Raw genomic sequence first — 11,708 nt, 5'->3', positions numbered from 1 at the left:
AAATGAGCGAGAAACGTTGATGTCGAATTCTTATGACTCCTCCAGTATCAAAGTCCTGAAAGGGCTGGATGCGGTGCGTAAGCGCCCGGGTATGTATATCGGCGACACGGATGACGGCACCGGTCTGCACCACATGGTATTCGAGGTGGTAGATAACGCTATCGACGAAGCGCTCGCGGGTCACTGTAAAGACATCGTGGTCACGATCCATGCGGACAACTCCGTCTCCGTCACCGATGACGGTCGTGGCATCCCAACCGGTATTCACCCGGAAGAGGGCGTATCGGCTGCGGAAGTTATCATGACCGTTCTGCACGCAGGCGGTAAGTTCGATGATAACTCCTATAAAGTTTCCGGCGGTCTGCACGGTGTAGGTGTGTCCGTGGTTAACGCCCTGTCGCAGAAACTGGAGCTGGTTATCCAGCGCGAAGGCAAAATTCACCGTCAGCTGTATACGCATGGCGTGCCGCAGGCACCGCTGGCTGTTACGGGTGACACCGACAAAACCGGTACCATGGTGCGTTTCTGGCCGAGCCTTGAAACGTTCACCAACGTTACCGAGTTCGAATATGAGATTCTGGCGAAACGCCTGCGTGAACTGTCGTTCCTGAACTCCGGCGTCTCGATTCGTCTGCGTGACAAACGCGACAACAGAGAAGACCACTTCCACTACGAAGGCGGTATCCGGGCGTTCGTTGAGTATCTGAACAAGAACAAAACGCCTATTCACCCGAATATCTTCTACTTCTCTACCGAAAAAGACGGTATTGGCGTGGAAGTGGCGCTGCAGTGGAACGACGGTTTCCAGGAAAACATCTACTGCTTCACCAACAACATTCCACAGCGTGACGGCGGTACTCACCTTGCGGGCTTCCGTGCGGCGATGACCCGTACCCTGAATGCCTACATGGACAAAGAAGGCTACAGCAAAAAAGCGAAAGTCAGCGCCACCGGTGATGATGCCCGTGAAGGCCTGATTGCGGTTGTCTCCGTGAAGGTACCGGATCCGAAGTTCTCCTCTCAGACTAAAGACAAGCTGGTCTCTTCTGAGGTGAAATCGGCGGTTGAACAGCAGATGAACGAACTGCTGAGCGAATACCTGCTGGAAAACCCGTCAGACGCGAAAATCGTGGTTGGCAAAATTATCGATGCGGCACGTGCCCGTGAAGCGGCGCGTAAAGCCCGTGAAATGACCCGTCGTAAAGGCGCGCTGGATTTAGCTGGCCTGCCAGGCAAACTGGCTGACTGCCAGGAACGCGATCCGGCGCTGTCTGAACTGTACCTTGTGGAAGGGGACTCCGCGGGCGGATCTGCGAAGCAGGGCCGTAACCGTAAGAATCAGGCTATCCTGCCGCTGAAGGGTAAAATCCTCAACGTAGAGAAGGCCCGTTTCGACAAGATGCTCTCTTCTCAGGAAGTGGCAACGCTGATCACCGCGCTCGGTTGCGGCATCGGCCGTGACGAGTACAACCCGGACAAACTGCGCTACCACAGCATCATCATCATGACCGATGCGGACGTCGACGGCTCGCACATCCGTACGCTGCTGTTGACCTTCTTCTATCGTCAGATGCCAGAAATTGTTGAACGTGGCCACGTCTACATTGCACAGCCACCGCTGTACAAAGTGAAGAAAGGCAAACAGGAACAGTACATCAAAGACGACGAAGCGATGGATCAGTACCAAATCGCGATCGCGCTTGATGGTGCGACCCTGCATGCGAACTCTCACGCCCCTGCACTGGCCGGTGAGCCGCTGGAGCGTCTGGTGTCCGAGTTTAACGCGGCACAGAAAATGATTGGTCGTATGGAGCGTCGTTATCCTAAATCGCTGCTGAAGGCGCTGATTTATCAGCCAACCCTGACGGAAGCCGATCTGAGCGATGAACAGGTTGTTACCCGCTGGGTGAACACCCTGGTAACCGAGCTGAACGAGAAAGAGCAGCACGGCAGCCAGTGGAAGTTTGATGTCCAGCAGAACGCTCAGCAGCAGTTCGAACCGATTGTGCGCGTGCGTACTCACGGCGTTGATACCGATTACCCCCTGGAGCACGAGTTTGTGACCGGTCCGGAATATCGCCGTATCTGTACGCTGGGTGAGAAGCTCCGTGGTCTTATTGAAGATGATGCGTTTATCGAACGTGGTGAACGTCGTCAGCCGGTAGCAAGCTTCGAGCAGGCGCTGGAATGGCTGGTGAAAGAGTCCCGTCGTGGTCTGTCTATTCAGCGTTATAAAGGTCTGGGTGAAATGAACCCGGATCAGCTGTGGGAAACCACCATGGATCCGGAAAGCCGTCGTATGCTGCGCGTGACCGTTAAAGACGCGATTGCAGCCGATCAGCTGTTTACAACCCTGATGGGCGATGCGGTTGAACCACGTCGTGCCTTTATCGAAGAGAACGCCCTGAAAGCGGCGAATATCGATATCTAAGGGTGGTTATACCGCAAGTCAGAGGCCGCGCATTTAGCGCGGCTTTTTTGTGGGCGCAGAATTATCAGCATCCAGTTCCAGTGACAGGACTGACGGTAACCGGCTGACCAGCATGTCGACCGCAATCCTGACTCGCAGGGGCAGATGCGGCGTCTGCTGCCAGACCGCGTGAACGTCGAAACGCACATCCGGCGCCTGTTTTAAGAGTGGGATGAGCCTTCCATTCTGCAGCTCTTTGCGCACCATCCAGCAGGGTAACCATGCAATACCATGCCCGGCCAGCGCTGCGTCGCAGATAGCCTGCAGATCGTCCATATTGAGGGATGAGCGGGGAATTAGGGTGTGCGATATTCCTTCGTGGTCCGCCAGTTCCCACGGTAACACCCTGCCGGCACGCAGGTAGTTAATGGCCTTATGCTGGCGTAAATCGGCAACGGTTTCAGGCTGGCCGTTATTTCTCAGGTATTCCGGCGCGGCGCACAGCACCATTCGGTGTTCCCCCAGGCGTCTGGCGACCAGCATGGTGCTGTCCGGCAGTGCGCCGTTTCGCACCGCCATATCAAACCCTTCCTCGACGATATCCACTACGCGATCGCTGAATGACATTTCCAGCTCAAGGGCAGGATGCTCCTGCGTCAAGGCTATCAGCAGCGGGGCGATGCACTGGCGACCAAACAGCACCGGCATGGCAACACGCAGACGGCCACTCACCTGATGTTTCCCTGTTTCCAGCAGCGACTCCGCGCCACGGATTTCCTGGAGTGCTCGCAGGCAGCGTTCATAAAAAAGGGCACCGTTATCGGTCAGGCTTTGGCTACGCGTTGTACGCTGAAACAGGCGTACTCCCAGCCGCGCTTCAAGGCGAGCAATGCTTTTCCCTACCGCCGAGCGCGACAAATGCAAACGCACCGCGGCCTGAGCAAAACTGCCTGCCTCTACGGCGGCGACAAAAACGGGAATATCCTTCAGCGTATCGGTCATGGATTGTCGTTATTCAGGAATCAATAGTGGGAAAAGGTATCGCCACTGGCGACCGTGAGTCAACGTTAGACTGTCAGTACTGAAGTGCATTTGATAACAGGAGAAAAAGATGACAGAGATGATGCAACGCTGGTCAATGGACGCCCTTGGGTGTGAAAACCTCAGACTCACTCAGGCGCCAGTACCCCAGCCGGGCCCGGGTGAAGTGCGCGTGCGGGTAAACGCTGTTGCGCTCAACTATCGCGATAAAATGGTCATCGAAGGCAACATGCCGATCGCGCTCACCTTCCCGTTTACTCCGGCATCTGACATGGCAGGCGTGGTGGACAGTACGGGTGAAGGCGTTACCCGCTTTAAACCCGGTGCTCGCGTCATCTCCACCTTCTCTCCGGAGTGGGTAGACGGTAAACCGAAAGGCGACGCCCGCAATTTGCCCTACCAGACGCTGGGCGGTTACTTTCAGGGGATGCTGTCTGAATACGTGATCATGCGTGAAAACTGGCTGGTGGCCGCCCCGGAAACGCTGGATGACGCAGAGGCCAGCACCTTACCCTGCGCGGGGCTTACCGCATGGTTTGCGCTGGTGGAGCGCGGACAGTTACGTGCCGGACAGTCGGTGCTGGTGCAAGGCACAGGCGGTGTCGCAATCTTCGCGTTGCAAATCGCCAAAGCACACGGTGCAGAAGTTTTTGTGACGTCGGGCAGTGATGAAAAACTGGCGCTGGCTAAAACGCTCGGTGCCGATCGGGGCATCAACCGGCTTAAAGGGAACTGGGCTGACGAGATTTACGCGCTGACGCAGGATCGCGGTATCGACCATATTATTGAAACCGTTGGCGGGGAGAACCTGAGACATTCCCTGCGGGCCGTTGCCGTTCACGGGCGCATATCCGTCATTGGCGTGTTGGCCGGGAGTGAAATCTCGCTGCCTGCCAGCGAACTCTTGCTGAAATCACCGGTGATTCAGGGGATTGGTGTCGGGCACCGCCGTGCGCTGGAAGACTTTGTCCGCGCGGTCGATGTCACGGGGCTGAAACCGGTGATTGAACACCGCTACCGTTTTAACCAGCTTGAAGAGGCGCTTGTACACCTCGACCGCGGTGCTTTTGGCAAAATAGTCCTCACCAGCGAGTAAGCCGTTATCCCCGGGACAGGCGTAAAAGGGGGCTTTTGTTGCGCAATGTAGCTCTATTTTTGTGGGCTTAATCGCGTTAGCATGAGGCAGCACTCATTTATCCCGGGGACCCTATGGCTATCAAACTTATTGCTATCGACATGGACGGCACGCTGTTGCTGCCAGACCACACTATTTCTCCAGCCGTTAAAAACGCGATTGCCGCTGCGCGCGCAAAAGGCGTGAATGTGGTACTGACCACCGGTCGTCCGTATGCGGGCGTGCACAGCTACCTGAAAGAGCTGCACATGAATCAGCCGGGCGATTACTGCATTACCTATAACGGTGCGCTGGTACAGAAGGCGGTGGATGGCAGCACGGTGGCGCAAACCGCGCTGAACTATGACGATTACCTATTCCTGGAAAAACTGTCCCGCGAGGTCGGTTCCCATTTCCACGCGCTCGATCGCAATACGCTCTATACCGCTAACCGTGATATCAGCTATTACACCGTACATGAATCCTATGTCGCGACGATCCCACTGGTGTTCTGCGAAGCTGAGAAAATGGATCCGAGCACCCAGTTCCTGAAAGTGATGATGATTGATGAGCCTGACATCCTGGATAAAGCGATAGCGCGCATTCCGGCTGAGGTAAAAGAGAAATACACCGTGCTGAAAAGTGCGCCGTACTTCCTCGAAATCCTGGATAAACGCGTCAATAAAGGCACCGGTGTGAAATCGCTGGCAGATACGCTGGGCATCAAACCGGACGAGATCATGGCGCTGGGCGATCAGGAAAACGACATTGCGATGATTGAATATGCGGGCATGGGTGTGGCAATGGACAATGCGATCCCGTCGGTGAAAGACGTGGCCAATTTCGTGACCAAATCTAACCTCGAAGACGGCGTTGCCTACGCGATCGAGAAATTTGTTCTGCAGTAACAGCGTTTCACGCTCATCAGCCTCGGTTATCAACCGGGGCTTTTTTTTGCGCTGAATTTATCAAATTGTTCTTTTTGTGATCTTGATTGTAGTACAACATTAATTGATTGTACTACATTACAGCCACGGTAATGACGAAAGGCGTCACGTTTGTACTGCAAAAGTGAGGCGAAATTCAGCGGTCGAGGTAAAGTAGTCCTGAACATACAGAGCATAAGGACTCTCCATGACTCTCAATAAAACCGATCGCATCGTCATCACGCTGGGCACCCAGATCGTGGGTGGAAAGTACGTTCCCGGTTCACCGCTGCCTGCTGAGGCAGAGCTGTGTGAGGAGTTTGAAACCTCGCGCAACATCATTCGGGAAGTGTTTCGCTCGCTCATGGCAAAGCGGCTGATTGAAATGAAACGCTACCGCGGCGCCTTTGTCGCCCCGCGTAATCAGTGGAACTACCTCGACACCGATGTCCTGCAGTGGGTGCTGGAAAACGACTACGATCCAAGGCTGATTGGCGCGATGAGTGAGGTACGAAACCTGGTAGAGCCGGCCATCGCCCGTTGGGCTGCGGAACGTGCAACGTCAGGAGACCTGGCTCAGATTGAGTCCGCCCTGAACGACATGATTGCCAATAACCAGAACCGGGATGCGTTCAACGAAGCGGACATCCGCTATCACGAAGCGGTGCTGCAGTCGGTCCATAACCCGGTATTACAGCAGCTTAGCGTTGCCATCAGCTCGCTACAGCGCGCGGTATTTGAACGAACCTGGATGGGCGATGAGGCCAACATGCCAAAAACGCTCCAGGAACATAAAGCGCTGTTCGATGCAATCCGGCATCAGGACGGCGATGCGGCAGAGCAGGCGGCACTCACGATGATCGCCAGCTCGACACGAAGGTTGAAGGAAATCACATGACATCTCGCTACATCGCTATTGACTGGGGATCGACCAATCTGCGCGCCTGGCTGTATCAGGGCGAGCAGTGCCTGGAAAGCAGGCAATCAGAAGCAGGCGTGACGCGCCTGAACGGTAAATCCCCCGAGGCGGTGTTAGCAGAGGTGACACACAACTGGCGCGAGGGCGCCACGCCGGTGGTCATGGCGGGCATGGTGGGCAGTAACGTGGGCTGGAAGGTCGCGCCTTATCTGCCCGTACCTGCCGCGTTCGCTGCCATTGGCGAGCAGTTAACGTCCGTTGGTGACAATATCTGGATTATTCCAGGATTGTGCGTTTCCCGGAACGATAACCACAATGTGATGCGCGGCGAAGAGACCCAGCTCCTTGGCGCGCGCACGCTCTCTCCTTCTTCTGTCTACGTCATGCCCGGCACGCACTGTAAATGGGTGCAGGCCGACGCTGAGCACATCCACGATTTTCGCACCGTGATGACCGGTGAGCTGCACCACTTGCTGCTGACGCACTCGCTGGTGGGCGCGGGGTTGCCGGAGCAGGACGCTTCGCCCGAGGCCTTTGCCGCCGGGCTGGAGCGGGGTATCGCCAGCCCTGCCGTTTTGCCGCAACTTTTTGAAGTTCGCGCTTCGCATGTACTGGGCACGCTTCCCCGTACGCAGGTCAGCGAATTTTTATCGGGCCTGTTGATTGGCGCGGAAGTCGCCAGCCTGAGCGAGCAGTTCGCCGGGCAACAGGCCATCACCCTCGTCGCGGGTTCATCGCTGACCTCTCGCTACCGCCAGGCGTTCAATGCCATCGGGCGGGACGTAGCAGCGGTAGAAGGCGACACGGCATTTCAGGCAGGAATAAGGAGCATCGCTCATGCAGTGGCAAACTAATCTTCCCCTCATCGCTATCCTGCGCGGCGTCACGCCCGACGAGGTATTAGCGCACGTAGGTGCGGCGATCGACGCCGGTTTTGACGCCGTGGAAATACCGCTTAATTCCCCTGAGTGGGAAAAGAGCATCCCGGCGGTTGTGGACGCGTTTGGTGATAAGGCGCTGATTGGCGCTGGCACCGTTCTGCAACCGGAGCAGGTGGACCAGCTTGCGCAGATGGGCTGCAGGCTGATTGTGACGCCGAATATTCACCCTGAGGTGATCCGTCGCGCAGTGGGCTACGGCATGACCGTCTGCCCGGGATGCGCAACGGCAACAGAAGCGTTCGCGGCTCTCGATGCGGGCGCGCAGTCGCTCAAAATTTTCCCGTCATCGGCTTTTGGTCCGGCCTATATCAGCGCGCTGAAAGCGGTATTGCCCGCCAGCGTACCGGTCTTTGCGGTGGGGGGCGTGACGCCAGAAAACCTGGCGCAGTGGATCAACGCAGGTTGTGTCGGGGCGGGTCTGGGCAGCGATCTCTATCGCGCCGGGCAATCCGTCGAACGTACCGCACAGCAGGCGGCCGCATTTGTGAAAGCGTATCGAGAGGCAGTGAAATGAAAATAACCAAACTCACCACGTACCGTTTACCGCCGCGTTGGCTGTTCCTGAAAATCGAAACCGATGAAGGCGTGGTCGGCTGGGGCGAACCGGTCATTGAAGGGCGTGCGCGTACCGTGGAAGCGGCGGTGCATGAGCTGGGCGAGTACCTGACAGGACAAGATCCTGCCCGCATCAACGACCTGTGGCAGGTGATGTACCGCGCGGGTTTCTACCGGGGCGGACCGGTTCTGATGAGCGCCATCGCCGGTATCGATCAGGCGTTATGGGACATCAAAGGCAAAGTGCTGAATGCGCCGGTCTGGCAACTGATGGGCGGCCTGGTGCGCGACAAAATCAAAGCCTACAGCTGGGTGGGCGGCGACCGTCCCGCGGAAGTGATCGACGGTATCAGGCAGTTGCGCAATATTGGTTTTGACACCTTTAAACTGAACGGCTGCGAAGAGATGGGCGTCATCGACAACGCACGGGCGGTAGACCGCGCGGTAAATACTGTGGCGCAGATCCGTGAAGCGTTCGGCAACGAGATTGAGTTTGGCCTGGACTTCCACGGTCGCGTCAGCGCGCCGATGGCCAAAGTGCTGATTAAAGAGCTGGAGCCGTACCGTCCGCTGTTTATCGAAGAGCCGGTGTTAGCCGAGCAGGCGGAGTACTACCCGAAACTGGCCGCACAGACGCATATCCCGATTGCCGCCGGTGAGCGCATGTTCTCGCGCTTCGAGTTCAAACGCGTGCTGGAAGCTGGCGGCCTGGCGATATTGCAGCCGGATCTGTCGCATGCCGGCGGCATCACGGAATGCTACAAAATCGCCGGGATGGCGGAAGCCTACGACGTGGCGCTGGCACCGCATTGTCCGCTGGGGCCGATCGCACTGGCAGCCTGTCTGCACGTCGACTTTGTCTCGCGCAACGCGGTGTTCCAGGAACAGAGCATGGGCATTCACTATAACAAGGGCGCGGAACTGCTCGACTTTGTGAAAAACAAAGATGATTTCAGCATGGAAGGCGGTTTCTTTAAACCGTTAACGAAGCCGGGCCTTGGCGTGGATATCGACGAAGCCAAAGTCATTGAGCTGAGTAAAAACGCGCCGGACTGGCGCAACCCGTTATGGCGTCATGAAGATGGCTCTGTCGCTGAGTGGTAATTCAGCCTTAGCACATCGCCACTAAAAAGTAATTTCAACAATAACAAACACACCCTCTGTAAATTACAGGGCATGGTGAGCGGCTTCGCTATGCCCAAAATCTGGAGACAGATTGCGATGGATATTCCCGTTACTGCTGCAAAAACCGGGCGTCGGCGCTACCTGACGCTGGTCATGATTTTTATTACTGTGGTCATCTGTTACGTTGACCGCGCCAACCTTGCCGTGGCTTCAGCCCATATTCAGGAGGAGTTTGGGATCAGCAAAGCGGAAATGGGCTACGTCTTTTCGGCGTTTGCCTGGCTGTATACGCTGTGCCAGATCCCCGGCGGCTGGTTCCTTGACCGCGTCGGCTCGCGCCTGACCTATTTCATTGCCATCTTCGGCTGGTCGGTGGCGACCCTGTTCCAGGGCTTTGCCACCGGGCTGATGTCGCTGATTGGCCTGCGTGCGATCACCGGGATTTTCGAAGCCCCGGCGTTTCCGACCAATAACCGCATGGTGACCAGCTGGTTCCCGGAGCATGAACGCGCCTCGGCCGTTGGGTTCTACACCTCCGGGCAGTTTGTCGGCCTGGCGTTCCTGACGCCGCTGCTGATCTGGATCCAGGAACTGCTGAGCTGGCACTGGGTCTTTATTGTGACCGGAGGGATCGGCATTATCTGGTCGTTGATCTGGTTCAAGGTCTATCAACCGCCGCGTCTCACCAAAAGTATCAGCAACGCTGAACTGGACTATATCCGCGACGGTGGCGGTCTGGTGGATGGCGATGCGCCGGTGAAAAAAGAGGCGCGTCAGCCGCTGACCAAAGCCGACTGGAAGCTGGTTTTCCACCGCAAGCTGGTGGGGGTTTATCTGGGGCAGTTCGCGGTGACCTCCACGCTGTGGTTCTTCCTGACCTGGTTCCCGAACTATCTGACCCAGGAAAAAGGCATCACCGCGCTGAAGGCGGGCTTTATGACCACCGTACCGTTCCTGGCGGCCTTCTTTGGTGTTCTGCTTTCCGGCTGGCTGGCGGACAGGCTGGTGAAAAAAGGGTTCTCGCTGGGTGTCGCGCGTAAAACGCCTATTATCTGCGGGCTGCTGATCTCCACCTGCATCATGGGTGCAAACTACACCAACGATCCGGTCTGGATTATGACGCTGATGGCGATTGCGTTCTTCGGGAACGGTTTTGCCTCCATCACCTGGTCGCTGGTCTCCTCGCTGGCCCCGATGCGCCTGATTGGTCTGACCGGTGGCGTGTTCAACTTTGTCGGCGGCCTGGGGGGGATCACGGTTCCGCTGGTCATCGGTTATCTGGCTCAGGACTATGGCTTTGGCCCGGCACTGATCTATATCTCCGCAGTGGCCTTGCTCGGTGCGCTCTCCTATATCCTGCTGGTAGGTGACGTCAAACGTGTAGGCTAATTCCCCGCAATGTTTTACCCTGATGCGATAACTGCGCATCAGGGTAACGCCATGAAACAAATCACCTTCGCCTCCCGTCATCACCAGCTTACCAATATCAATACCTGGACGCCGGACAGCCAGTGGCTGGCCTACGATGTGCGTCCGTCCGGCGCATCGTTCACCGGTGAAACCATTGAGCGGGTCAATGTTATTACGGGTGACGTCGAGGTGATCTATCTCGCCAGTCACGGTGCGCATGTTGGCGTGGTGACCATTCATCCGCAGCAGGACAAATATGTCTTTCTCCACGGCCCGGAAAACCCGGATGCAGACTGGCACTACGATTTTCATCATCGTCAGGGCGTGGTTGTACACAACGGTCAGGTGAGTAACCTGGATGCCATGGATATCACGCCGCCTTATACCGCAGGCGCGCTGCGTGGCGGCAGCCACGTGCACGTTTTTAGCCCTGACGGACAGTTCGTGAGCTTTACCTACAACGACCATGTATTGCATGAGCGTGACCCGAAGCTCGATTTACGCAACGTCGGCGTCGCAGCGCCTTTTGGCCCGGTGACGCCGCAAGGGACGCATCCACGTGAATATTCCGGCACCTTCTGGAGCGTGCTGGTGAGCCGCACGACGCCCGCGCCTCAGCCCGGCAGCGATGAGATCAACCGAGCCTATGAAGAGGGTTGGGTGGGCAATGACAGGCTGGCGTTTATCGGCGATACCGTGTCTGCGACAGGCGAGAAAGTGCCAGAACTGTTTATTGTGGATCTGCCCAACGACGAGCAGGGATGGAAACGCGCGGGCGATGCGCCGCTGCAGGGAACTCCTGAGACGCTGCCTGCGCCCCCGGCGGGTGTCATGCAGCGCCGGCTGACCTTTACCCACCAGCGGGCATTCCCGGGGCTGGTAAACGTGCCGCGTCACTGGGTGCGCTGTAACCCGCAGGGGACGCAGATTGCATTTCTGATGCGTGATGATAAGGGCATTGTGCAGCTGTGGCTTATCGCCCCTGAAGGCGGCGAACCACGCCAGTTGACGCATAACGAAAGTGATATTCAGTCGGCATTTACCTGGCACCCTGCCGGTCACCGTCTTGGATTTGTGCTGGAAGAGCGGATTGCCTGCTGTGATGCGCAAACCGGAGAGGTGACGTTTTTGACGTCCGATCACGGCAATCCACCGTCTGGTGATGCGGTCGTGTTTTCCCCGGACGGGCGTTTTATTGCATGGATGGAAGAGACAGAAGGTTTCCGTCAGCTTTGGCTAACGGAAACCGGGCAGCGTTAACGCGTTG

General features: G+C 56.8%; 10 protein-coding genes. 9 read left to right on the top strand and 1 reads right to left on the bottom strand.

The genetic code is table 11. The annotated features are described in order from the left end of the window. Nucleotides 1-19: 19 nt before the first annotated feature. The gene (gene gyrB / locus F8561_RS05465) at nt 20-2,431 is read left to right on the top strand and encodes a DNA topoisomerase (ATP-hydrolyzing) subunit B (protein ID WP_020882753.1); all 2,412 of its coding nucleotides are present in this window, start codon (nt 20-22) and stop codon (nt 2,429-2,431) included. A 33-nt stretch (nt 2,432-2,464) separates the two neighbouring features. Here gyrB and F8561_RS05460 read toward each other — a convergent pair whose 3' ends face one another. Further along, nucleotides 2,465-3,412, bottom strand: a complete 948-nt coding sequence (locus F8561_RS05460) for a LysR family transcriptional regulator (RefSeq protein WP_049021953.1) — start codon at nt 3,410-3,412, stop codon at nt 2,465-2,467. A 109-nt stretch (nt 3,413-3,521) separates the two neighbouring features. On the opposite strand from F8561_RS05460, the gene F8561_RS05455 reads away from it, so the two are divergent. The 8 genes from F8561_RS05455 to F8561_RS05420 all read left to right on the top strand — a co-directional run bounded on the left by F8561_RS05455 (nt 3,522) and on the right by F8561_RS05420 (nt 11,701). Further along, entirely contained in the window at nt 3,522-4,547 is a 1,026-nt protein-coding gene (locus tag F8561_RS05455) for a zinc-dependent alcohol dehydrogenase family protein (protein WP_151887227.1), read from the top strand. Nucleotides 4,548-4,660: 113 nt separating this feature from the next. Then, nucleotides 4,661-5,473, top strand: coding sequence for a sugar-phosphatase (gene yidA, locus F8561_RS05450; RefSeq protein WP_151887226.1), 813 nt, complete (start codon nt 4,661-4,663; stop codon nt 5,471-5,473). 226 nt (nt 5,474-5,699) lie between these two features. After that, nucleotides 5,700-6,389: a D-galactonate utilization transcriptional regulator DgoR gene (gene dgoR / locus F8561_RS05445; protein WP_006177594.1), complete on the top strand. Its 690-nt coding sequence runs from the start codon at nt 5,700-5,702 to the stop codon at nt 6,387-6,389. After that, on the top strand, nt 6,386-7,264 hold the full coding sequence (locus F8561_RS05440) for a 2-dehydro-3-deoxygalactonokinase (RefSeq protein WP_151887225.1): 879 nt from the start codon (nt 6,386-6,388) through the stop codon (nt 7,262-7,264). The genes dgoR and F8561_RS05440 overlap by 4 nt, the downstream gene beginning before the upstream one ends. Further along, complete coding sequence (locus F8561_RS05435; protein ID WP_014167963.1) at nt 7,248-7,865, top strand: 2-dehydro-3-deoxy-6-phosphogalactonate aldolase; 618 nt, start codon at nt 7,248-7,250, stop codon at nt 7,863-7,865. The genes F8561_RS05440 and F8561_RS05435 overlap by 17 nt, the downstream gene beginning before the upstream one ends. Further along, nucleotides 7,862-9,010 carry a galactonate dehydratase gene (gene dgoD / locus F8561_RS05430; RefSeq protein ID WP_014167964.1) on the top strand — a complete coding sequence of 383 codons (1,149 nt, stop codon included), beginning with the start codon at nt 7,862-7,864 and terminating at the stop codon, nt 9,008-9,010. The genes F8561_RS05435 and dgoD overlap by 4 nt, the downstream gene beginning before the upstream one ends. Nucleotides 9,011-9,082: 72 nt before the next feature. After that, on the top strand, nt 9,083-10,420 hold the full coding sequence (locus tag F8561_RS05425) for an MFS transporter (RefSeq protein WP_078775102.1): 1,338 nt from the start codon (nt 9,083-9,085) through the stop codon (nt 10,418-10,420). A 51-nt stretch (nt 10,421-10,471) separates the two neighbouring features. Beyond that, nucleotides 10,472-11,701: a DUF3748 domain-containing protein gene (locus F8561_RS05420; protein WP_192938249.1), complete on the top strand. Its 1,230-nt coding sequence runs from the start codon at nt 10,472-10,474 to the stop codon at nt 11,699-11,701. Nucleotides 11,702-11,708: the final 7 nt, after the last annotated feature.

This window comes from Enterobacter sp. 198, assembly GCF_009025585.1.
Taxonomy (GTDB): domain Bacteria; phylum Pseudomonadota; class Gammaproteobacteria; order Enterobacterales; family Enterobacteriaceae; genus Enterobacter; species Enterobacter ludwigii.
This window is presented reverse-complemented; position numbering and strand designations above follow the sequence as displayed.